General features: G+C 42.4%; 23 protein-coding genes. 1 reads left to right on the top strand and 22 read right to left on the bottom strand.

Annotation, left to right across the window (positions count from 1 at the left end; all coding sequences use genetic code 11):
• Positions 1-4 precede the first annotated feature (4 nt).
• The 16 genes from prsA to ybeY form a co-directional block, all read right to left on the bottom strand.
• The gene (prsA, locus tag ACLV7H_RS04575) at positions 5-946 is read right to left on the bottom strand and encodes a peptidylprolyl isomerase PrsA (RefSeq protein ID WP_000728083.1); all 942 of its coding nucleotides are present in this window, start codon (positions 944-946) and stop codon (positions 5-7) included.
• A 67-nt stretch (positions 947-1,013) separates the two neighbouring features.
• A complete protein-coding gene (locus ACLV7H_RS04570; protein WP_000230408.1) occupies positions 1,014-1,727 on the bottom strand; it encodes an O-methyltransferase in 714 nt (237 codons plus the stop codon).
• A 1-nt stretch (position 1,728) separates the two neighbouring features.
• Positions 1,729-3,531, bottom strand: a complete 1,803-nt coding sequence (gene pepF / locus ACLV7H_RS04565) for an oligoendopeptidase F (RefSeq protein ID WP_411866489.1) — start codon at positions 3,529-3,531, stop codon at positions 1,729-1,731.
• A gap of 18 nt (positions 3,532-3,549) precedes the next feature.
• On the bottom strand, positions 3,550-4,506 hold the full coding sequence (locus ACLV7H_RS04560; RefSeq protein WP_411866488.1) for a competence protein CoiA: 957 nt from the start codon (positions 4,504-4,506) through the stop codon (positions 3,550-3,552).
• A gap of 76 nt (positions 4,507-4,582) precedes the next feature.
• Positions 4,583-5,731 (bottom strand): hypothetical protein, encoded by a 1,149-nt coding sequence (locus ACLV7H_RS04555; RefSeq protein WP_411866487.1) that lies wholly within the window; start codon positions 5,729-5,731, stop codon positions 4,583-4,585.
• A gap of 175 nt (positions 5,732-5,906) precedes the next feature.
• Complete coding sequence (gene tehB, locus ACLV7H_RS04550; protein WP_000413062.1) at positions 5,907-6,767, bottom strand: SAM-dependent methyltransferase TehB; 861 nt, start codon at positions 6,765-6,767, stop codon at positions 5,907-5,909.
• A gap of 14 nt (positions 6,768-6,781) precedes the next feature.
• The gene (smpB, locus tag ACLV7H_RS04545) at positions 6,782-7,249 is read right to left on the bottom strand and encodes an SsrA-binding protein SmpB (protein WP_001051742.1); all 468 of its coding nucleotides are present in this window, start codon (positions 7,247-7,249) and stop codon (positions 6,782-6,784) included.
• Complete coding sequence (gene rnr / locus ACLV7H_RS04540; protein ID WP_411866486.1) at positions 7,212-9,566, bottom strand: ribonuclease R; 2,355 nt, start codon at positions 9,564-9,566, stop codon at positions 7,212-7,214. Before rnr ends, smpB begins: the two co-directional genes overlap by 38 nt.
• A gap of 203 nt (positions 9,567-9,769) precedes the next feature.
• Entirely contained in the window at positions 9,770-10,003 is a 234-nt protein-coding gene (gene secG / locus ACLV7H_RS04535) for a preprotein translocase subunit SecG (RefSeq protein ID WP_000282517.1), read from the bottom strand.
• 39 nt (positions 10,004-10,042) lie between these two features.
• On the bottom strand, positions 10,043-10,192 hold the full coding sequence (gene rpmG, locus ACLV7H_RS04530) for a 50S ribosomal protein L33 (protein WP_007519517.1): 150 nt from the start codon (positions 10,190-10,192) through the stop codon (positions 10,043-10,045).
• Positions 10,192-11,391, bottom strand: a complete 1,200-nt coding sequence (locus ACLV7H_RS04525; protein ID WP_411866485.1) for a multidrug efflux MFS transporter — start codon at positions 11,389-11,391, stop codon at positions 10,192-10,194. The genes rpmG and ACLV7H_RS04525 overlap by 1 nt, the downstream gene beginning before the upstream one ends.
• The gene (gene coaE, locus ACLV7H_RS04520) at positions 11,378-11,983 is read right to left on the bottom strand and encodes a dephospho-CoA kinase (protein WP_411866484.1); all 606 of its coding nucleotides are present in this window, start codon (positions 11,981-11,983) and stop codon (positions 11,378-11,380) included. Before coaE ends, ACLV7H_RS04525 begins: the two co-directional genes overlap by 14 nt.
• Positions 11,983-12,807, bottom strand: a complete 825-nt coding sequence (gene mutM, locus ACLV7H_RS04515) for a DNA-formamidopyrimidine glycosylase (protein ID WP_411866483.1) — start codon at positions 12,805-12,807, stop codon at positions 11,983-11,985. Before mutM ends, coaE begins: the two co-directional genes overlap by 1 nt.
• 48 nt (positions 12,808-12,855) lie before the next feature.
• Positions 12,856-13,755 (bottom strand): GTPase Era, encoded by a 900-nt coding sequence (gene era / locus ACLV7H_RS04510; protein WP_411866482.1) that lies wholly within the window; start codon positions 13,753-13,755, stop codon positions 12,856-12,858.
• 16 nt (positions 13,756-13,771) lie between these two features.
• Positions 13,772-14,167 carry a diacylglycerol kinase family protein gene (locus tag ACLV7H_RS04505; RefSeq protein WP_411866481.1) on the bottom strand — a complete coding sequence of 132 codons (396 nt, stop codon included), beginning with the start codon at positions 14,165-14,167 and terminating at the stop codon, positions 13,772-13,774.
• Positions 14,148-14,645, bottom strand: a complete 498-nt coding sequence (gene ybeY / locus ACLV7H_RS04500) for an rRNA maturation RNase YbeY (protein WP_411866480.1) — start codon at positions 14,643-14,645, stop codon at positions 14,148-14,150. Before ybeY ends, ACLV7H_RS04505 begins: the two co-directional genes overlap by 20 nt.
• Before the next feature lie 104 nt (positions 14,646-14,749).
• Between ybeY and pavA the strand changes: the two genes are divergently transcribed.
• Complete coding sequence (pavA, locus tag ACLV7H_RS04495) at positions 14,750-16,405, top strand: Rqc2 family fibronectin-binding protein PavA (RefSeq protein ID WP_411866479.1); 1,656 nt, start codon at positions 14,750-14,752, stop codon at positions 16,403-16,405.
• Positions 16,406-16,605: 200 nt separating this feature from the next.
• Here the strand turns inward: pavA and ACLV7H_RS04490 are convergent, their stop codons facing one another.
• From ACLV7H_RS04490 to rpiA, 6 genes are all read right to left on the bottom strand, one after another.
• Positions 16,606-17,337 (bottom strand): NAD-dependent protein deacylase, encoded by a 732-nt coding sequence (locus tag ACLV7H_RS04490; protein ID WP_411866478.1) that lies wholly within the window; start codon positions 17,335-17,337, stop codon positions 16,606-16,608.
• Positions 17,338-17,480: 143 nt separating this feature from the next.
• Positions 17,481-18,191 carry a purine-nucleoside phosphorylase gene (gene deoD, locus ACLV7H_RS04485; protein ID WP_000022091.1) on the bottom strand — a complete coding sequence of 237 codons (711 nt, stop codon included), beginning with the start codon at positions 18,189-18,191 and terminating at the stop codon, positions 17,481-17,483.
• A gap of 515 nt (positions 18,192-18,706) precedes the next feature.
• On the bottom strand, positions 18,707-19,516 hold the full coding sequence (locus ACLV7H_RS04480) for a purine-nucleoside phosphorylase (protein WP_411866477.1): 810 nt from the start codon (positions 19,514-19,516) through the stop codon (positions 18,707-18,709).
• On the bottom strand, positions 19,513-20,073 hold the full coding sequence (locus tag ACLV7H_RS04475; RefSeq protein ID WP_411866476.1) for a DUF1697 domain-containing protein: 561 nt from the start codon (positions 20,071-20,073) through the stop codon (positions 19,513-19,515). The genes ACLV7H_RS04480 and ACLV7H_RS04475 overlap by 4 nt, the downstream gene beginning before the upstream one ends.
• Position 20,074: 1 nt before the next feature.
• Positions 20,075-21,286, bottom strand: a complete 1,212-nt coding sequence (locus ACLV7H_RS04470) for a phosphopentomutase (RefSeq protein WP_411866475.1) — start codon at positions 21,284-21,286, stop codon at positions 20,075-20,077.
• Between the two features lie 20 nt (positions 21,287-21,306).
• On the bottom strand, positions 21,307-21,990 hold the full coding sequence (rpiA, locus tag ACLV7H_RS04465; protein WP_411866474.1) for a ribose-5-phosphate isomerase RpiA: 684 nt from the start codon (positions 21,988-21,990) through the stop codon (positions 21,307-21,309).
• Positions 21,991-22,047 lie beyond the last annotated feature (57 nt).

Below are 22,047 nucleotides of genomic sequence, written 5' to 3'. Positions count from 1 at the left end.
TTTCTTAGTTAGATGAAGAACTGCTACTTGAGCTTGAGTCACCTCCACCGATGTATTGGGTGAAGATGTTTTGGAATGATTGGTCTTTAACCTTGATGTTTGCTGCTTGCAATTCTTTACCAATTACTCCTTGAACAAAGGCTGAATCATTTTGTTTTTGAGTCAAGATGATGGTCTTCAATTTTTCTTTATAATCCTCGATATTAGAAGATTTTTCTGTTTTCTTCGTTACTTTGACGATGTAGAACTGACTACTGTAGGCTTGTGTTCCAGTAGCTGTAATCACATCAGAAACCCCGTTCACATCCAAAGCAAAAGCTGCTTTCTTGACTTGTTCTGGAAGTTCTGTTGAAGCAGAGTCAAAAGTGATTTCTCCACCATTTTCTTTTGTTTTGTCGTCGTTAGAGTTGTCTTTTGCCAACTGAGCAAAATCTGCACCTTCTGCTTTAGCTTTCTCAAGTACTTCTTTTGCCTTGTCTTCATTATCCAAACGGATGATTTGAGCTGTTACATCTGGTGTGTAAGACTCAAAAGCTTTTTGGTAAGCTTCGTCTGTCAACTCACTCTCAGCAGCCTTCTTAACTGCCAATTCAACCAATTTGCTGGTACGGATTTGAGCTTTACGAGTCTCAGGTGTCATACCTGCACGTTGAAGCACGCTGTTGTAGCTATCGCCGTATTTCTTTTGTTCTTCAGCAACGGCATCATCCACATCTTTATCCGTTACCTCTGATCCATATTGTTGTTCAAATACTTTTTGGATGGTCATATTGAGCAAGACTTGTTGTGCAGTTGGATTGTTCTTTACTTCTTCAAAGAATTGATGCTCTGTAATCACATCGCCCTTCATGCTGATCAAATCTTTTCCTTCAGAACTGTTTGAACAAGCTGCAAGTGTTGCTACTGATAAAAGTGTGATGGCTCCTGCCATAAGTTTTTTCTTCATTTTTACTCCTTTTACGGTAAGTGTTACCTTATCTATTTTACTATAATTTCTTAAATTTTTCTGAAAATCATTCGCTCTCAGGAAGCTCTACTTCTGCTAGATTCTTTCGTAGCATGAGAATACCATCTCCAAGTGGAACTAGAGTTGCTGTTAAACCTGGATTGTCCAAAGTTGCGTCGAAAAGTCTTTGCAAACCACGGTAAATGGTTCGTTGACCACGGCGGACTTCCATGATGTCCTTGGCAACATCTCCTCCTTGGAAAATATCATCCAAGACCACTACTCCACCAACTTCCAAGTGCTTGAGGATTTCTGGTAGAAAGACGATGTACTTGGACTTGGCCGAATCCATAAAGACAAAATCATATGTTTCTGTCAAAGTAGATAAAACATCAACAGCATCACCTTCAAGTAAGGTGATTTGCTTACGACTGTCAAACTGGGCAAAGTTTTCCTTGGCAAAGCCTATCATCTCAAGATTACGGTCAATGGTTGTAATCTTGGCATCTGGCGCATGTTCCGCCATCAAGAGGGCTGAAAAACCAATTGCCGTCCCAATCTCCAAAATGTTCTTGGGCTGTATGGTCTCCATGAGAAATCGAAAATACGCGACCGTTTCATGGGGAATAATGGGAATGTTTTCCTTGCGAGCGAAGGTCTCCAATTCTTTCAAAGAACCTGTCACCTGTTTTTGACGCTGGCGCATGAGTTCTACGATTTCTTCCTTGACGACAGGCCGGCGCATATTGTGATTGGCATTTTTACTATAAGACTCTACCATCTTAAGCTAGTCCCAATTTTTCAACAAGGGCTTCAAACTCGTTCAAGCGACGTTCAAAGACTGCAAAGGCATCGTTAAGATAGTCTTCTTTTTCCATATCAACACCCGCTTTTCTCATAACATTGAGCGGATAGTCTGACTTACCTGCCTTGAGGTAGTCGATATAGCGGTCACGATCTTCTTGACTACCATGGACAATCTTCTCAGCCAAGGCTGAAGCAGCTGCAAAACCTGTTGAATACTGATAAACATAGTAGTTATAGTAGAAGTGTGGAATGCGCGCCCACTCGTATTGGATCTGAGGATTGTCTTCCTTGCTGAGTCCATAGTACTCTTGGTTCAAGTCAGCGTAGAGTTTATTGAGGAAATCGCTGGTCAAGACTTCTCCATTTTGGTCTGCTTGGTGGATGGCATGTTCAAACTCAGCGAATTGAGTTTGACGGAAGACTGTTCCACGGAAACCGTCTAGGAAGTTATTGAGAATAGCAAAGCGTGTCGCATCGTCTTCTACTTCTTCCAACAATTTCTCTGTCAAGATATTTTCATTGGTCGTTGAGGCAATCTCAGCCAAGAAGATAGAGTAATCTCCGTAAACATAAGGCTGCGTTTCACGAGTATAGCTTGAGTGCATACTGTGACCTGTTTCATGGACAAGGGTAAAGAGATTATCTAGATTGTCCTGCCAGTTGAGAAGCATGAAGGCATTAGTATCATAAGAACCACCAGAGTAGGCACCAGAACGCTTGCCTTGGTTTTCATAGACATCAATCCAACGCTCACTGAAGGCACGTTTAACACGGCTCAAGTAGTCGTCACCCAAGACCGCCAAGGCCTCTTCTGCCTTTTTCAAGGCTTCTTCGTAGGTAAAGCTATAATCTACTAACGAGAGTGGTGTGTAGACATCATACATCTTGAGATCTGAAATTCCCAAGATTTTAGAACGAAGGTTAAGGTAACGATGCAAGAGTGGCAAATGCTTGCGAACTGCTGCTACTAGATTGTCATAGACACTTTCTGGAACAAAGTTTGCTGCGAGGGCTGCATGGCGAGCACTCTTATAGTTGCGAACTTTGGCACGGTAGTTTTGCACCTTAACATTTGTCTGCAAGGTCTTAGCATAAGTGTGTTGGAATTGCTCGTATGTCGCATAGAGAGCTTCATAGGCACCACGACGCACTTCACGGTTTTTAGACTCCATCAAGCGGATGTAAGTACCGTGTGAGAGTTGCACTTCCTTGCCTTCATCATCAAGGACGTATGGGAAGCTAATATCCGCATTGTCCAAAATAGCGAAAGTTTCACTAGCAGAACCGAAGATTTCTCCTGCTCCAGCAAGCAATTCTTCCTCACGTTGCGAAAGAACATGGTCTTTCTTTTGCAAGAGCTTGTCAAAAAAGTGCTTGTAAACTTGGAGTTTTGGTTGAGCTTCTAGGAAGGCCGCATACTGCTCTTCCCTAATCTCCATAAACTCAGGTTCATAGAATGAAAAGGCTTGTTCTAACTGACTGTATAGGGTCATTGCCTTAGCATAGTACTCTTGATACTTGGCTTCACGCGTGTCCTGGTCATTTTTCATATGCGCATAGACATAAAGCTTTTCAACTTGGCGTTCCAAATCGAGTGAGAATTCTGTGATCTCAAGCAAACTGTCTGCGCTGTCCAAGAGATGTCCCTCATACTGGGCTGCTGTTTGTACTTTTTCAGTTAAATCTTTCAAGGCTTCTTCCCAAGCCTGGTCTGTTGGGTAGATTGTCGAAAGATCCCATGTATCTTTTTCATTTATTTCATGTCGTTGTAATACCATAAGATTCCTCCATCCTTTCTATTTTACCACATTTTTTGAGAAATATAAGTGATAAAAGGCTGGTGGATAGAGCTTTTGGCGATTATTTTTCGGATTTTTTTGATAGTAAGCCTGAAAATTTCTATAATAGCTAGTCAGATCCGTTTCAATCTGCAAAAAATCACCCGATTCTATTGGTCTGACCTGGGGATACCAGTCGTCTAGTTGAAGGTTTAATAGATTGTCTCCTTGATAATAAGCTTCCTCCTGCTTCTTCATCCAGTAGGGCGTTTGGTAGTACAACTGCTGGCGAATGTAGTGACAGATAGTGGAATCTTGCACAACTGCAAAACGAGGCAGTTTTTGTTTTTGATAAGGAAATCGTAGAATTTCCAAGAGATTTCCTTGACCATAGGGAAATTCCTTGACCTGAAAATGAAGCTTGCCACGTAGGTCCTGATGCAGAAGATATTTGAGTCTCAAAACTTGCTTTTTGAAATCTAGTTCCCAAACATAGAAACCCATATTTTGACTAAAATAGAGAAATCCCCTTTGCAGTTGTGTTAATCGCTCTTTTAACCAGAGTTTTTCTCCCAGTAGCCAGATAACCTGATAGCCCTGGCTACGGTATCCTTGACTTCTATCACCTAAAAGCTTTTGAGACAAGGGACTGCACTGAACCTCCAGAGCTAGTTTCTCATTGACGAGAACATCTGCTATCTGCTGAATCTCGGGCAGACTATATTCTAAGGCGACTTGATTGTCCTTCTTGACCCAATGATAAAGGGCCTCTTTGTTGCCCAAGTGTTCTGGACTTTCATTCTCAAATATAGCGATGCAATCTCTTAACCTTTCATGGGCAAAGTGCGTTCGAATACTCTGTCCTTGGCGTAACCGTAGCCCGCCCCCACAGGCTGGACAAGTATAAGCTTGCTTGGTCACATCTTTTTCGAGGGCATTCACCAAATTCCCCTTGGCATCTCTGGCTACAAACATGGTCTACCTCCTTTTCTCATTTATTCGAAAAAGAAGTAAAAAAGGCTGGAATTCCAGCCTTTCTTAATATTATTTCTTATCTTTTTTGTCTCTTAGAATATTTTTTTAGCATGGGAATGAGATTGGGAATCTGCTCACTTCTAATGACCAGCACGCCGTATTCCTGGCAGCGATTGGCATAAACAGGATTGATTTTCCCCGTACAGACAATTAACTTGAGGCAACTCTCCCCAGCAAAATGATTGGCATAGACTTCTAGTTCATTGATGGCTTCAACAGATAAATCTGTCATCTTGCAGGAGATAAAGGTAATCGAGCGTCCCTTTCTCAGAATGACATCAATCTCATTTTGAACATTGTCTGCCTCTGGAAAGATGCCATTCCAATCAATCTCACCGCCTATCATGCACTCATCAAACAGCTGAGATTCAAGCGCCAAGAGATAGAGATATACCTCTAAAATATGTCCCTTATTGCGGCAAAAGACTTGAGCTTCTTGACTTGGAAAGCTGTATGCTACTCGTTTCTTGTCCTCGCTTTCAATACAAAGCATTCCCGCTTCCACAAGTAAAGGAATAAGGGATTCTGGATAGTGATAATACCTGCCATTGTTTTCCAGTATCTTCTTTGTCTCAGCATGCAGGTCATTGGTCTTAGCTAGAGAGAAAAATTGGGTCACTTGGTACCAATGGGCGGGATTGACAATAGCAGAGCTGGCTAGTTTTTTAATAGCAGCAATTTGTTTAGGAGTATGTAAAGGCCGTTTGGATTTGAGAAGCTTGCCACCACGTAAGGCTATCAACTGTTGGATGCTTAGGGTTGGAATGTCCAAATCTTCTTTTTCTAACTGACCGGCTACCCACTTGTATTGTTTTCCCCGCTCGACATCCATGGCAACGATGGGGAGGTGACGATCCAAGCCGTATTGATAGAGGGATAAGGCTAGTAGCGAATCCCCACCAAAAACATCAAGAAGAACCTGGTCATAGCCTGCTAGGCAATAATCTAACTGATTTGATAATTGTTCTAAAGATAGCTGACGAAAGGACACTCGTTGGATATGGGGGACTTCTTCAAGGATAAACTGACGGAGAGAGAGTTTTTCATTATTGCTTATTTTCGTCAAAGAAAGGAAGAGAATCTCGTCACAATCACTGATAAAGGCCTGGTAGACATTCTTTTCCAATACATGCCGATCATACAATTCCACCAAAAGACTCGTCATTGGACCACCTCCATCATCTACACTTTCTCAAGCCGAGAGAAAAATAATACAGCTCTACTGCTCACATTTCCTACTTCTAGTATAGCATAAAATCCTGCTTCCCCACTCTACCGTCGCAAATAAAAATGAATAGAAACCTTGTAAAGTGGTTTCTATTCGCTTGTAAAGATTTGATTTACTTGATTTTCTTGGCTAGCATAGTCGCAAAGCGTAGTTGAATGCGATTACCATTTTCATCACGACGGTGCAGATGTCCTGGGTTTTCATTGTACTTAATCAATTCCCAATCCTTGTAGTAGTCCGCCAACTCCCCTTCTTTAAAAGTGAATGGGAAGTTGATTGAGCAAGGATAATCCTCTGTATCCATGGCACAGACGATAAGATTGTAACCACCGACCGTGGTGTGCTCCTGCATATTTTGGATAATAGCTGGAATGCGGTTCGCTTGTAGGAACATCAGAACAACTGTTGAAACGATAAAATCATAGTCTTGGCTAACACTGGCAGAATTGATATCATAAAGTCCGACAGGCATGTCTAGATCCTCTTGTTCCACAATGCTTTGCAAGATTTCAAGGGACAATTCATTTTGATCCACAGCTGTCACATCAAAACCATTCTGTGCGAGAAAGAGAGAGTTACGCCCCTGACCACAACCCAAATCCAAGGCTCTTCCAGGTTTCACCGTCTGCATAGCCTCTAGGACCTCTGAATGGACTGGATTAGTCTGGTATTTCTTAGGGAAATAATCCTCAGGTTTACAATAAAATTCCAAGTACCACTCTACATCGTCTGTTGCAGCCTCTACTCGGTGCCAGGCTTGCGGTTGCGCCATGGGATTGTCAGCCCCTGCCTCAAAGAGGTGTTCAGCTAGAACCTCACCATCTTCAGTCAACTCAATAAACTTGAGAGCCCCTTTCAACACAGTAATTTTTCCCCAAGTGCCGACTTTAGTATTGTGCTTTTGCTGAACAGCTTCAGGCATGGTTTGTTTATTCCACAAGGGCATCCGTTTATAGGCAATTAATTTTTCCATTTTACTTCCTCTTCTTAACGCTGGTTGACAGCTTTCATCACACGCGCGATGTCGCGGTTTTGTTCACGACGTTTGATAGACTCCCGTTTGTCATAGTCATGTTTCCCTTTAGCAAGTCCTAAAAGGAGTTTAGCATAACCATCTTTAATATAGACTTTAAGGGGAACAAGGGTCATTCCTGTCCCTTTGGTCTCTTGTTCCAATTTTTGAATTTGTTTTTTATGGAGCAAAAGTTTACGACGACGTTCTGGTTCCTGGTTCCAGATATTGCCCTCTTCGTAAGGGGCGATATGAACATTGCTCAGCCAGACTTCCCCATTTTTTACTTGGGCAAAGCCGTCCTTGAGATTGATTCGAGCAGCTCGAACGCTCTTGATTTCAGTTCCGGTTAGGACCATTCCTGCCTCTAGCGTATCAACGATTGTATAGTCGTGGTGCGCCTTTTTATTTTGTGCGACGACCTTTCCCTCGCCCTTTGCCATGCTTGGCTCCTTTCTTAGCTACTTCTTTGTAAAAAGGTTTCTTGCCTTTTTTCTTTTTATCTTTTTGTGAATGCTTGTACTTATCATTTGAGCGTCCTGATTTTCTCTTGTCTTCCTTCTTGTCTGAACGACGACTTGAACCATGACCTCTGTCTTTGCGCCCAGCTTGTTTCAAGCCTTTTTCGATGACATCAAACTCACTTGGAATATAAGAGAAATCAATCTCTCCCGTCATCTTATCGGCTCTTTCAACTTGAATGCGAATTTGCTGTCCCACACGGAAGGTTGTTCCTGATTTCTCTCCACGGAGAGTCAAATCTCGCTCGTTGAAATGATAAAATTCAGGCAAATTGGTAATGTGAATCAAACCTTCGACTGTATTTGGCAATTCAACAAAGAGACCGAATTTGACGATGCTGGATACAACTGCGTCGTACTCTTCACCAACGTATTCTTCCATGTACTCAGCCTTTTTCATGGCTTCGACTTCACGCTCAGCCTCGATGGCACGACGTTCACGGTTGGAAGACTGGGTTGCAATCTCTGGAATCACTTGTTCAAAATGCTCTGCTATTTCCTTAGAACGACCATAGTCCCGAATCATACGGTGGACTAGAAGGTCTGGATAACGGCGAATAGGACTGGTGAAGTGAGTGTAATAGTTAGCGGCTAGTCCATAGTGACCGTGATTGTGCTCAGAATAGCGAGCCTGTTGCATAGAACGGAGAAGCATCATGGACAATACATCCGCATAGGGTTCTCCCTCAACAGCACGCATGATGTCTTGGAGAGCCTCTTGGCTAATCTCACTGGCAGTTCCATAAATTCGTAAACCAAAACTAGAGGCGTAATCAATGAACTTCTGAACTTTTTCAGCCTTGGGCTCCTCGTGAATTCGATAGATGAAAGGTAGATCCAACTTGCTAAAGTGCTCGGCAACCGTTTCATTAGCAATCAACATGAAGGACTCAATCATCCGCTCAGTAATACCACGTTGGCGAAGAACGATATCCACAGGCTTGCCTTTTTTATCCACCAAGATCTTAGCTTCGCTGGTATCAAAGTTAAGGGCACCACGCTTCTCACGCATGCTTTCTAGCCTTTCATGAAGCTTGGCCATGAGCTCGATACTTGGAACAATTTTCTTAAACTCTCGTCTCTTTTCCTCATCGCCAGCTAGGATATCATTAACAGCGCTATAGGTCATACGGAAGCTCGTCTTAATAACTGTTTGGGTAATGGTGTAATTAACCACACGACCATGTTTATCAATTTCCATAATAGCAGACTGGGTCAAGCGATCTACTTGAGGATTGAGAGAGCAGATGCCATTTGACAAACGCTCTGGAAGCATTGGAACCACTCGGTCTGTCACATAGACAGAAGTCGCGCGGTTAAGGGCTTCCTTGTCAAGGGCAGAACCCTCGGTCACATAGTAGGAAACATCTGCGATGTGAACTCCGAGTTCGATATTGCCATTCTTTAAAGGCTTGATGTGTACTGCGTCGTCTAAGTCCTTGGCATCCGCACCGTCAATGGTAAAGGTGATTTCATCTCTCAGGTCCAGACGACCTTCCATATCCTTTTGAGACGGAGCTTCTGGCACACTTTCTGCTTCCTTGAGAACAGCTTCTGGAAATTCTGAAACAATATCCATGGATTCCAAGACTTCAAGAACGTCAATCCCAGCATCAGTCGAGTGCCCCACCACGTCTAGCACACTAGCGACAAAGAAATCATGTTTCTTACTTGGGTATTTGTCAATAAAGACCTTGAGAACTTCAGTACCTTCCAACTTGATAGCCGGTTTCTTCACATAAATCGGTTGGCTGATTTTTTGATTTTTGGAACGAATATAGCCAGCATACTTGGGCTTTTCCTGATCCAGAACAATTTGACCGACAACGGTTGTCAGGCTGTGTTCTAAGATATCAATAATTTTGGCTTCTGCAGCAGTTCCCTTGTTGCGGTCAGCAACTTTCTTGATGACCACCTCAACTGTATCGCCATCAATGGCATAGTTGACATCGTTTTTTCCTACAAAAAGATCGTCCTCTTCCCCTTCTAGAGTAACAAAGCCAAAGCCGTTTTTATGGGCATGAAAAACCCCTTTGAGGGTGATTTCATGTTTCTTCTTCTGGTCCAAGGTGAGGCTGCCATCTTCTCCAAATCGAATCTGGTGCTTTCTTTCCATGAGAGACAGGGTTTTAATCAACTCACGGAAATCCTTTGACCCATCCTTTCCGAGAGCCTGAGCTAGGTCATTTACCGTCACTCGCCCCTTCTCTTGCAAATAATCTTTAATTTTATCTTTCATGTTTTCTTTCTAGATTTTTTAATTTTCTTTTACTGTAAGACCTTCTCAAACATCATTTAATACTCAATAAAAATCAAAGAGCAAACTAGAAAGCTAGGCGCAGGCAGTACTTGAGTACGACAAGCCAACGCTGACGTGGTTTGAATTTGATTTTTGAAGAGTATAAAAATAAAAATAGGCTAAGACCTAGTCTCGCCCATTTCTTATCTACTTGATAATACTGTCAATGCTAAGGCAATGGCTAGCCAGAAAAAGACTAAAATACCTGTCAAACGTTGCATCACAGCTTCAAAACCACGCGCTTTACTACGTTCAAACAAATCACCTGAGCTGGCATCAAATACATTGCTGGATTGGTTCTTAGTTGGTTGCATGAAAATCGCAATCACAATCACAACAGATAATACTAATAAAATGGTTAATAATAGGTTATACATATCAAACTCCTTAAAATCCCTATTATTTTACCATAAATTCTACTTAGATTCAAGATGTAAAGTTACTTTTCTTTCCTTTGGACAATATTTTAACACCTCAATCTTGTCTGGATGGGTTTTGGAGTTCTTACTGGTTAGATAATTCATGCTGCCACAAGAGGAGCACTTGAGATTGATTTTTACTCGCACTAGATTTCCTTTACTTTTAATAATGATCTAAATTGTACTAAGTTGCATAAACAACTGAAAGCTACACAGGCTGCTGTCGCATAAAAGACAGCATGGTAGCCCAAATATCCTGCAACTGCGGATCCCGCCATAGGTCCGATCACTCCACCAAGGTAAAAAAAGACTTGATTGAAGGCGAAAATCCTTGAAATACCTGATTTTGGAGTCATTTTGCTAAGAAGCGCATTGACACCTGGTATGAGAGCTCCCGTTCCCAAACCAAGGAGAAAACGATACAAGCCAAGTTGAAGGGGGCTGGTTGCATGGGCACAAAGAAGGTAAATGATGACGGAATAAATCTGCGCTGCGACCAACAATCTATGATTCCCTACCTTATCGCCAAGTTTTCCTAGAATTCCAGCACTCATCATGCTAGAAAATCCCATGCTGGATACGATTAATCCTGATACAAAGAGGAGATTCTCAGTCTGCCCTAAGTCCCGCACATAGAGAGCTAGAATGGGGCCAATTGATTGAGCTGAAAATTGAATGACAAAGCTCGTCAAAAATAGATTCACTAAAAGCCTAGGATACTTGAAAGAAGAAAATACTTCTTTCGTTGGGATAGCCTTCTCCTTAGCCACTGGCTGAAAATCTTCCTTGATAAAGAAAATGGTTAGGATTGCAGCTAAAAATAAGAAAGCACCTACCAATAAAAAGACATTACGAATGCCAAAAATTTCAGCAATAAAGCCTCCAACAAAGGGGCCCGTCAATGTTCCTGCAACAACACCTGTAGATAGAGTCCCTAGAGCCGCTCCCGACTTATCTTTCGGTACCTGACTAGCAATCAAGGCCGTTGCATTGGGGACAAAACCAGTAAATACACCATTGAGCAAGCGCAAAAAGAGTAGCCAATAGATATTTGGCACGAAGGCCAAACCTCCCATAGTGATAGTCATGGCAAGACCTGCTCGAATCATCATGGGTTTTCGACCGTACTTATCAGCAAGAATACCCCAGATAGGAGAAACTAGAGCTGCTGAAACAGCTGAAACTGAAATGGCTAATCCAGCATAGAAAGCAACCTGATCCTGCTCGATTCCCAACTGCTCCACAAAGATAGGCATGAAAGGAACGACCAAGGAAATGCTGGCGCCCGTTAGAAAACTACCGAACCAGGCGACACGAAGATTCTCTTTCCAACTAATCTCTTGCACCGCTATCGCCTCCTTCAAGTAACTTCACTACTTGAGTCACAAGCTGATCACGACTGCCATTGTTGTCTAGAACATGACTAGCCAATCTTTTCTTTTCTTCTAAAGACCACTGGGCGGCCAGACGCGATTCCGCTACTTCCTTAGAAAGATGGTCCCGTTTCATGAAACGTTCCACCTGAACATCACGGTCCACATAGACCAGCCACGTTTCATCAAACCAAGCACTGTAGTCCTGTTCAAAAAGCAGGGGAATATCCATGAAAAAAACCGTTTCTGTCTGAGCTAACTGGTCTCTCAGTGCAGCCAATTCCTCACGAATAATCTCTCCTTGGGTTTGTTTAGACCATTCCCGCTCCTCAGGATTTGAGAAGATGAGACTAGCTAGGAGAGGGCGATTGAGTTCTCCATTTTCTAAGATAATTTCCTGCCCAAAGTGCTGAACTAAGAGCTGATAAAGACGACCACCCGGTTTCTGTAGTTGGTGGACGACTGCGTCAGCATCCACCACTTGAAAGCCTTGCTCTCTTAGGAAATTTGTCACAGTTGACTTACCAGAAGCAATTCCTCCTGTGATTCCAATGATTTTTCCCATCAGCCCCTCCTTTGACACTGAGGACAAAAATGAGTGCCCCTTCCACCGAGCTGGAATTTCTCAATCATTGTCCCACAGCGGGAACACGCTTGCCCAGTCTTATCATAGACCTGATGGAAATCCTGCATGGTTCCGTCTTCCCCAAAGGCATTGGTATAGGTTCTAATGGTGGAACCGCCTTTTTCAACAGCCTGACCCAAAACAGCAATGGTCTGGTCATGAATAGCTGACGCTTCTTCTGCAGTCAAAGTTTGGGAAGGTCTAGCTGGATGAACCTGAGCTCGCCAGAGGACCTCATCCACATAGATATTACCTAGACCAGCTACCAAGGTTTGGTCTAGGAGATGAGATTTGATAGGCTTTTTAGACTTGACTAGGGCAGCTTGAAAGACCTGCAAATCAAAGTCCTGCTCTCTTGGCTCAGGCCCTAGTTTTTTAGATACAAAGTAGGCATCCAAAAGATCGGTTGCCAAGAGTTCCATGGTGCCAAACTTGCGTACATCCTTATAAACAAGCGTACCACCATCCTCAAACTGGAAGAAAATATGAGCATGCTTGCGTTCAGGAACCTGATCCGGATAGTAAAAATACTTTCCCTCCATTCGCAGATGGGAAATCAAGACCTTGTCTGTCAAGTAGAAAAGCAAATATTTTCCACGGCGTCCCATTGACTCAATTACTTGACCAGCTAGTTCTTTTTGAAACTCTTCCAAATCTGTCTTAATCATCTTGGGATAACGAATCTCTATATTAGAAATCTTCTTTCCCAAGATCAATTTTTCTAAGCCACGACGAACCGTTTCAACCTCAGGTAATTCAGGCATAAATCCTCCTTCTGTAAAAACAAGAAGCAGGCATGAGCCCACCTCTACTTAGTATTCTCTTTCATTATAGCCAAAGTCAGCCAAATCTAGCTTTTTATCACGCCAATTTTTCTTGACCTTGACCCAAGTTTCTAGGAAAACCTTATCCCCTAGCATGAGTTCGATATCACGACGGGCCATAGTCCCAATTTTCTTGAGCATAGCGCCACCCTTTCCGATGATAATGCCTTTTTGGCTATCTCGCTCCACCATGATGGTTGCACGGATGTGAACCTTGTCTGTCTCTTCATCCCGTTTCATAGAGTCAACCACTACAGCAACTGAGTGTGGAATCTCTTCACGTGTCAAATGAAGAACCTTCTCACGAATCATTTCTGAAACCAAGAAACGCTCAGGATGATCTGTGATTTGATCAGCTGGGAAATACTGGAAACCTTCCTCTAGATTTTCACTCAAAATATCGATTAGACGAGAAACGTTATTTCCCTGAAGGGCTGAGATAGGAACAATTTCCTTAAAGTCCATCTGGTTACGGAAGTCATCAATCTGAGCCAAAAGCTGGTCTGGATGGACCTTGTCAATCTTATTCACCACCAGAATCACAGGAACCTTGGCAACTTTCAGACGCTCGATAATCATATCGTCTCCCTTACCACGTGGCTCATCAGCTGGCACCATGAATAGAACAGTATCCACTTCACGCAAAGTACTATAGGCAGATTCCACCATGAAATCGCCAAGAGCCGTCTTAGGCTTGTGAATCCCCGGCGTGTCGATAAAGACGATTTGCTCCTTATCCGTGGTGTAAATCCCCATGATTTTATTGCGCGTTGTTTGCGCTTTGTCACTCATAATGGCAATCTTTTGCCCCATGACGTGATTCAAAAAGGTTGACTTCCCAACATTGGGACGTCCTAAAATGGCTACAAAGCCTGATTTAAATGTCATAATTTCCTCTTAATCTTTAAAATAATAAATCCCAAATGCGTGGGAGAAAGATAAGTGCACCAATCACCGCAGCAAGAAGGGAAACCACAAGCACGGCTCCTGCTGCCATGTCCTTGGCTTTCTTTGCCAACATAGAAAAGTGATAGTGGCTGGCTAGATCTACTACATTTTCGATAGCAGAGTTAATAATTTCAAATGCTACTACTAAGAAAATGCTCATTAGGAGAAAGAGCCATTCGATTCGTGACACCTGAAAAACAAAACCTGCAAGGATAACCACTAGAGCCGTCACTGCATGTTTTTGCATATTGCGTTCTTCCTTGATGGCAGTCAGAATTCCTGTAAGGGCAAATTCTAAACTGGATACAAGGTCACGATTTTTCCATTTTCGTTTATTGTCTTGTGAGTCCATAGGCTGTTAAAATTTCTTCTTGTAAACCGAACATCTCCGCTTCTTCTTGCGGAGTGTAGTGATCGTAGCCGTTAATGTGTAAAAAGCCGTGTACTGCCAAGAAGCCCATTTCACGCTCAAAGCTGTGACCGTATTCCTCAGCCTGCTCATGCGCTTTATCGATAGAGATGAACAGTTCCCCAATATAGGCATCAAACTCGGACATCATTTCTGCTAATTCAGGGTTTTCAAGCAGATCTTCTTCATCAAAGGCAATGTCCAACTCTGGCTTATACTCAAGGCTGATGACATCTGTCGGACGATCCGTATCACGGTACTCGAGATTGAGTTCATGGCTACGCTCATTGGTCACAAAAGTAACTGCCATCTCCTTGTCTTCTTTTCCTATTTTTTGGGCTGCAAATTCCAAAATTTCTTGGGTTTGTTGCAAGATTTCTTGTGAAACTTGGCCAGTTTCATCTACCATTTCAATATACATGTACTTCTCGATTCTCTTTACTTGGCTTTATTATACCACATTTCCATGATTTTATTCTACCTTTTTGATATAATACTATGGAATACAGTCACAAGGAGAGAACGATGTCATTTGACGGATTTTTTTTACACCACATGGTTGAGGAATTACGAAGCGAGTTGGTCAATGGTCGCATTCAGAAAATCAATCAACCTTTTGAACAAGAGTTGGTCTTGCAAATCCGCAGCAATCGCCAAAGCCATCGTCTGCTCCTCTCTGCTCATCCCGTTTTTGGTCGCATCCAGCTGACCCAAACGACTTTTGAAAATCCAGCCCAACCTTCTACTTTTATCATGGTTTTGAGGAAGTATTTACAGGGTGCCCTGATTGAGTCCATTGAGCAAATCGAAAATGACCGTATCGTAGAAATTACCGTTTCCAATAAAAACGAGATTGGAGATCATATCCAGGCGACTCTCATTATCGAAATTATGGGAAAACACAGCAATATCCTTCTGGTGGATAAAAGCAGTCATAAGATTCTCGAAGTGATCAAACATGTCGGCTTCTCACAAAATAGCTACCGCACCTTACTGCCAGGCTCAAGCTATATCGCTCCGCCAAGTAGCGAGTCTCTCAATCCTTTTACTATCAAGGATGAAAAGCTCTTTGAAATCCTCCAAACCCAAGAACTAACAGCAAAAAATCTTCAAAACCTCTTTCAAGGTCTGGGACGCGATACAGCAAATGAATTGGAAAGTCTATTGGTCAGTGACAAACTATCCACTTTCCGTAACTTTTTCAGTCAAGAAACCAAGCCATGCTTAACAGAAACTTCCTTCAGTCCAGTTCCTTTTGCGAATCGTATAGGAGAGCCTTTTTCCAGTCTTTCTGATCTTCTGGATACCTACTACAAAGACAAGGCAGAGCGCGATCGCGTCAAACAGCAAGCCAGTGAACTCATTCGCCGTGTTGAAAATGAATTGCAAAAAAATCGCCACAAACTCAAAAAACAAGAAAAAGAATTACTGGCGACAGACAACGCTGAGGAGTTTCGCCAAAAAGGAGAGTTGCTGACAACCTTCCTTCACCAAGTTCCCAATGACCAAGATCAGGTTGTCTTGGATAACTATTACACGAATCAGCCTGTTACCATCATGCTTGATAAGGCCCTGACTCCCAGCCAGAATGCCCAGCGCTACTTTAAACGCTATCAGAAGCTCAAAGAAGCCGTTAAATACCTGACTGAGTTGATCGCAGAAACCAAGGCTACCATTCTCTATCTGGAAAGTGTGGAAACTGTTCTCAATCAAGCTGGGCTAGAGGAAATCGCTGAAATCCGTGAAGAATTGATCCAAACAGGCTTCATCCGAAGAAGACAGCGGGAGAAAATTCAGAAACGCAAAAAACCAGAACAGTATCTGGCTAGTGATGGCAAGACCATCATCTATGTTGGACGAAACAATCTGCAAAACGAGGAATTGACCTTTAAAATGGCCCGCAAGGAAGAACTCTGGTTCCATGCCAAGGACATCCCTGGAAGCCACGTCGTCATCTCAGGAAATCTCAATCCTTCTGACGAAGTCAAGACAGATGCGGCCGAACTGGCTGCCTACTTCTCCAAAGGGCGCTTGTCAAATCTCGTGCAAGTGGATATGATAGAGGTCAAAAAACTCAACAAACCAACTGGTGGCAAACCCGGTTTTGTTACTTATACTGGACAAAAGACCCTCCGTGTCACACCAGACCCAGAAAAAATCGCATCCATGAAAAAATTCTGATTTCACTTGAAATCAGGATTTTCTATTACAAATTTACTCTGCAATCAAGGTTTCCAAGCCGACCTTCATCATATCAGTGAAGGTGTTTTGATTTTCTCAGCCAGTTTTTAATAACTCTTAAAGAGCGAGATTTTGGTCAATAAATGAGATAGTTTTCTCTTTCAAGTAACAAGGTTTTGTTGCTATCTTCTAAAATTCTTTTATTGTCTCAATTTCGAAAAAACTTCCCCAATCTTGCCTTCAATGACCAATGTAGCTTGGCTGTCTTGTGGAATACTGGTTTTATTGATAAGAACCAGATTTGTCCCAGAAAAATAGTTTACTAGGCTAGCTGCAGGATAAACAACCAAGGAAGTCCCACCAATAATCAGCAAGTCTGCTTGCCGAATAGCTTGTGCAGCTTTACTAAAAACATCCATGTCAAGTGATTCTTCATACAAGGTCACGTCAGGCTTGACCACCTTGCCACAGTCTAAGCAGTGGGGAACCGGTCCCTCGAGGGCCAGAAAAGCAGTTAAGTCATAGAAACGATGACAACCTAGGCAGTAATTTCGGTCCACACTCCCATGCAATTTAAAGACCTTTTGGGAGCCAGCCATTTCATGAAGACTATCGATATTTTGTGTCACAACAGCCTTTAGCTTACCTGTCTTTTCCAAAGCAGCTAGATAAGTGTGAGCAGCATTAGGCTTGGCTTCTGGATAAATCAGGTATTTTTTATAGAAGTCAAAAAAATCTTCTGGATAGCGCTCAAACATGGTCCGAGAAACGAGTTGCTCTGCCGTAAAATGACGGCCTAACTGATGACTATAAACACCATCTGAACTACGAAAATCTGGGATATTAGACTCGGTTGACACTCCTGCCCCTCCGAAAAAGACTATTCTGTGGCTTTTATCAATCAAATCTTGTAATAGTTCTATTTTATCCATCACATCTCTCCTTAAGCTGGGTTCTAAAAAGTTGAAAATCAATAATTGGATTTTCAACTCTTTCTTTATCATTGCTTAGATATTGAAAATAAATCACTTACAACAGTTCTTGTAACTAATGTAATTGAAAATCTATTCTCTGATTACTCTGCAATCAAGGTTTCCAATCCGACCTTCATCATATCAGTGAAGGTATTTTGGCGTTCTTCTGCAGTGGTGTCTTCATCTGGATTGACCAAGCTATCAGAAATAGTCATGATTGCAAGAGCGTCAACATGGTGTTGAGCCGCTAAATAGTAAAGAGCTGCTGCTTCCATTTCCACAGCCTTAACTCCCCATTTACCAAGCTCGATGTTCTTTTCAAAGTAGTTTGAGTAAAAGACATCAGATGACAAGACGTTCCCAACGTGGGTTGTCATACCGAGTTCTTTGGCGATATGGTAGGCCTTGTCTAGCAAATCAAAGCTAGCGATTTGTGGGAAATCGTACTGTGGCCAGTCGTTGCGGATGATGTTTGAATTGGTTGCAGCAGCCTGTGCCAAGACCAATTCACGAACGTGAACATCCTCATTTAACGAACCCGCAGTTCCCACACGGATCAATTTCTTCACTCCGTAGTCCACAATCAACTCACGCGCATAAATAGAAATAGATGGCATTCCCATACCAGTTCCCATGACAGATACACGGTGACCCTTATAAGTACCAGTGTAACCAAACATGTTACGAACCTCGTTAAAACAAACAGCATCTTCAAGGAAGTTCTCCGCAATAAACTTAGCACGAAGAGGATCACCTGGAAGAAGAATTTTATCAGCAATTTCACCCTGCTGAGCAGCAATATGGATAGACATAATTTATGATACAAAGAGCGAGAAGAAAACGACTGAAAATTAGGAATCTGACGAGAAATCCTGATTTCTCAATCAGATTATCTATTTTCCGAGTTTTCCGCTCGTGTTCAAATCAGAACATCTCGCTCTACCTTTCTTTATTCTAAATGTGATAGTCAAAAGGATACCAAACCCGTCAAAAAAGCGAAGGGAAAATAGGAGTTGGGTTCAGTGAGCGATGCTCGCTAGATCAACTATCTTTTTCCCACTGCTTTTAGGGTGGGTTCAATTCCTTTCTTTCTTAATTTTGATGACAAATAGGAGAATAGCACGGATTCAATTCAAAACCAAACTACCCTCTCTATGTTTTTAGAAAAGTTTTCCGCTCGTTTTCAAATCAGAACACACGCTCTACCTTTCTTTTTATAAACTTTAAAGAGGGAGTAGCATTGAAACACCTACTCCGCCTTTTTCATTTGCTATTTTATAGCAAGATAAACTCAAGAAAAACTTGAATCCACCCTTTCTATAATTGATTACAATTCAGCAAGAATCGATTTAAGCAAGCCTTTGAAATCACCTTTGACACGTTCAGTCACTTCTACAACTTCCTCGTGGTTGAGTTCTTCTTGGAAACCAGCAGCATGGTTAGTAATACATGAAATTCCTAGAACTTTCAAGCCAGAGTGGGCTGCAACAATAACTTCAGGAACAGTGGACATACCAACTGCATCTGCTCCCAATGTCTTATAGGCACGAATCTCTGCTGGGGATTCATAAGTCGGACCTGTTACACCAATATAGACACCTTCGTCAAGCTTGATACCAAGTTTCTTAGCCACTTCATGGGCAGTAGCACGATATTCTGGAGTGTAGGCTTTAGACATATCTGGGAAACGTGGACCAAAATCATCCAAGTTTTCACCCATCAATGGGTTTTGCCCCGTCATATTGATATGGTCTGAGATAGCCATCAATGTACCAGGACCAAATCCAATACCGCCAGCTGCATTGGTTACAATGACACCTTCACATCCGAGAACTTTCATCACACGTACTGGGAAAGTCACGACTTCAAGAGGATTTCCTTCGTAGAAATGGAAACGACCTTGAAGAGCCAAGACCTTACGCCCTGAAAGTTCACCATATACCAATTTCCCAGCGTGACCGACTACTGTAGAACGGCCCCAGTTTGGGATATCTGCATAATCTACTACAACTTGATTTTCGATTTCTTCTGCAAGTTCTCCCAGTCCTGATCCAAGGATTAAACCGAACTCAGGCGCTTGGATTCCCTTGTCTTTCAGGAAAGCAGCTGTTTCCTTGATCTTATCTAAAAATGTCATTCTGTGTCTCCTTTATTATTTTTTAGCATTTGACCGATTTTATCAAAGGTTTTTGCGTTGCGAATGGTGATGTTACGATAGAAAGGCATCTTGAGCAAGTACTTGTGATAGGCAGTTGCATAGTAGGATTCCTCTGAGATTTTCCCCCAGAAAATCCCAAGTCTTCCAAAATGAACCACTTCATCTTTCAGTTCCAAACTTTCAACTTTCTCAATGACTTGATCCACATCCAAGCCTTCTGTATAAAAGAGGACATCTTTTCGATCTAGGTCTTTGGTCCACCAATCTGGCAGATTCTCCAGCTCCGCTTCATAATCTTCCTGACTCAGTAAGGAAAAGCTCTGAATAAATGGATAATGGACTGCAAAGAAAGCCTCTAACTTTTCAACCAATTGGGCTTTGGGAGCTGTAGAAGTAAAGAAAATATTGCCACTGTTGATGTAGGTCTCAACCTTTTCCAGTCCCAACTCTGTCAGTTCTTGACGAAGTTGCGTCATGACAACCTTATTTTTCCCACCTACATTAATGCCCCGAACAAGTAAAGCATATCGCGTCATCTTATACCAATTTATCTAAGAAACTTTCACCAATCATGGCAGTTTCAACACCAAAGTTATCCGCAACTGTTGCTGAGATATCTGCAAAATGTCCGACAGGAATGAGACCATTTCCTTTAAAGGAAGGGCTATAGGCCAACAATGGAATGTATTCACGAGTGTGGTCTGTTCCTGCATAGGTTGGGTCATTTCCATGGTCCGCAGTAATCAAGAGAAGGTCATTCTCTCTCATGGCAGCGATAATTTCAGGCAAGCGTTCATCAAACTCATGCAAGCAATCACGGTAACCATGAGCATTGCGGCGGTGGCCGTAAAGGGCATCAAAGTCAACTAAGTTTGTGAAGGAGAATCCTTTTTCAAACTCAGCAAGTCCCATTGTCTTCAAAAGTGTATCAATTCCGTGGCTATTTGACTTGTTGTGGCCCATGTCATGATTGATACCAGCGCCATTAAAGATATCGTTGATTTTACCAACAGCGTAAGTATCGATACCAGCTTCGTTCAATTTATCCAAAACAGTTGGTGCAAACGGGGATACAGCCAAGTCACGACGGTTTGCTGTACGAGTGAAGTTACCAGGTTCACCTACATATGGACGGGCAATGATACGACCTAGAAGGGCTGGGCGCTCAAGGGTAATCGAACGAGCGTATTCACAAATACGATAAAGTTCATCCAAAGGAATGATATCTTCGTGGGCAGCAATTTGCAAAACAGGGTCAGCTGAAGTATAGATAATCAACTCCCCAGTTTCCATCTGCCGTGGTCCAAAATCATCGATAACAGCCGTACCTGAGTAAGGTTTGTTGGCTTCACGAATGACCTTACGTCCTGAAAATTCTTCGATCTTTGTCAAGATTTCTTCTGGGAATCCGTTCCAGAAAGTATCGAAAGGCTCCGTAATGTTGAGTCCCATGATTTCCCAGTGTCCAGTCATGGTATCCTTACCAAGAGATACTTCTTCCAATTTTGTTGCATAACCTATCGGATTGCTTTCAGCTGGTACAGTCTTCAGCGGTGTTTCGCGAGGAATATTTCCTAGACCGATTTTAGCCATGTTTGGGACATTCAAACCAACTGTTTTTGAAATGTGTCCTAGTGTGTCAGAAGCTCCATCTGGAACCCCTGCATTAACAAAGTTATTGGCATCTGGCGCAGCACCGATTCCCACAGAATCCAGTACTACCAAGTGAATACGATTAAATTTTGACATAGTGTGCCTCCTTTTATTTTCTATTTTCCTTTTGTTGAAGTTAAAATCTGAACGCCATTTCGTCCCGCTACGATGACCTTATCCACCATTTGGTTGAACAATCCATGCTCTACGACACCAACGACATGATCCAATTCTTGCCCGAAGGCAATTGGATTTTCAATGACATCCAAGGCTAGGTCAATGACAAAATTCTGCATATCGGTTACAAAACGCTGACCGTCTTTTTCACGGAAACTTGGTTTGTAGCCAGCTCGCTCAAAACGACGAAAAACCTGTTCTGCGCCATACTGAACCACTTCCACAGGCAATTTAAAAGCACCTAGTTTCTCTACCAGTTTGCTTTCATCTACCACCCAAATGTATTCTTTCGAGGGCGTTGCGACAACCTTCTCCATCAGAAGGGCACCACCACCACCTTTGATTCCGTTAAACTGGCTATCTACTTCATCCGCCCCGTCAACCGTCACATCGACAAAGTCTACTTGATCAATCGATTTGAGCGGGATGTTAAGACCTTCAGCCTGTTTGCTGGTCACACTGGAAGTCGTTACAGCAGTAATCTGCAAACCTTCTTCCTTAATCCGACGACCGATTTCTTCTACGAAATAGTAGGCAGTAGAACCAGTTCCAAGTCCGACTACCATGCCATCCTTGACAAACTCAGCAGCCTTGATACCTGCCATTTTCTTCAGATTTTCCACTTAAACACCTCCATTAAAGAGCTATTTTTATTATAACATGTATCCGTTTTTATTTCA

It is taken from the genome of Streptococcus oralis (assembly GCF_965111685.1).
In the GTDB taxonomy this organism is placed as follows: Bacteria; Bacillota; Bacilli; order Lactobacillales; family Streptococcaceae; genus Streptococcus; species Streptococcus oralis_B.
The sequence above is the reverse complement of the archived record's forward strand: the minus strand, read 5'-3'. Positions and strand labels throughout refer to the sequence as shown.

What these genes read in the sequence shown, in the direction of transcription:
- ybeY (WP_411866480.1), bottom strand. Translation starts at nt 14,645, where the DNA reads ATGTATATTGAAATGGTAGATGAAACTGGCCAAGTTTCACAAGAAATC.
- tehB (WP_000413062.1), bottom strand. Translation starts at nt 6,767, where the DNA reads ATGGAAAAATTAATTGCCTATAAACGGATGCCCTTGTGGAATAAACAA.
- era (WP_411866482.1), bottom strand. Translation starts at nt 13,755, where the DNA reads ATGACATTTAAATCAGGCTTTGTAGCCATTTTAGGACGTCCCAATGTT.
- ACLV7H_RS04570 (WP_000230408.1), bottom strand. Translation starts at nt 1,727, where the DNA reads ATGGTAGAGTCTTATAGTAAAAATGCCAATCACAATATGCGCCGGCCT.
- mutM (WP_411866483.1), bottom strand. Translation starts at nt 12,807, where the DNA reads ATGCCTGAATTACCTGAGGTTGAAACGGTTCGTCGTGGCTTAGAAAAA.
- ACLV7H_RS04555 (WP_411866487.1), bottom strand. Translation starts at nt 5,731, where the DNA reads ATGACGAGTCTTTTGGTGGAATTGTATGATCGGCATGTATTGGAAAAG.
- ACLV7H_RS04475 (WP_411866476.1), bottom strand. Translation starts at nt 20,073, where the DNA reads ATGACGCGATATGCTTTACTTGTTCGGGGCATTAATGTAGGTGGGAAA.
- pavA (WP_411866479.1), top strand. Translation starts at nt 14,750, where the DNA reads ATGTCATTTGACGGATTTTTTTTACACCACATGGTTGAGGAATTACGA.
- ACLV7H_RS04480 (WP_411866477.1), bottom strand. Translation starts at nt 19,516, where the DNA reads ATGACATTTTTAGATAAGATCAAGGAAACAGCTGCTTTCCTGAAAGAC.
- ACLV7H_RS04470 (WP_411866475.1), bottom strand. Translation starts at nt 21,286, where the DNA reads ATGTCAAAATTTAATCGTATTCACTTGGTAGTACTGGATTCTGTGGGA.
- deoD (WP_000022091.1), bottom strand. Translation starts at nt 18,191, where the DNA reads ATGTCTATCCATATTGCTGCTCAGCAGGGTGAAATTGCTGATAAAATT.
- coaE (WP_411866484.1), bottom strand. Translation starts at nt 11,983, where the DNA reads ATGGGAAAAATCATTGGAATCACAGGAGGAATTGCTTCTGGTAAGTCA.
- pepF (WP_411866489.1), bottom strand. Translation starts at nt 3,531, where the DNA reads ATGGTATTACAACGACATGAAATAAATGAAAAAGATACATGGGATCTT.
- ACLV7H_RS04560 (WP_411866488.1), bottom strand. Translation starts at nt 4,506, where the DNA reads ATGTTTGTAGCCAGAGATGCCAAGGGGAATTTGGTGAATGCCCTCGAA.
- ACLV7H_RS04490 (WP_411866478.1), bottom strand. Translation starts at nt 17,337, where the DNA reads ATGGATAAAATAGAACTATTACAAGATTTGATTGATAAAAGCCACAGA.
- secG (WP_000282517.1), bottom strand. Translation starts at nt 10,003, where the DNA reads ATGTATAACCTATTATTAACCATTTTATTAGTATTATCTGTTGTGATT.
- ACLV7H_RS04505 (WP_411866481.1), bottom strand. Translation starts at nt 14,167, where the DNA reads ATGGACTCACAAGACAATAAACGAAAATGGAAAAATCGTGACCTTGTA.
- prsA (WP_000728083.1), bottom strand. Translation starts at nt 946, where the DNA reads ATGAAGAAAAAACTTATGGCAGGAGCCATCACACTTTTATCAGTAGCA.
- rnr (WP_411866486.1), bottom strand. Translation starts at nt 9,566, where the DNA reads ATGAAAGATAAAATTAAAGATTATTTGCAAGAGAAGGGGCGAGTGACG.
- smpB (WP_001051742.1), bottom strand. Translation starts at nt 7,249, where the DNA reads ATGGCAAAGGGCGAGGGAAAGGTCGTCGCACAAAATAAAAAGGCGCAC.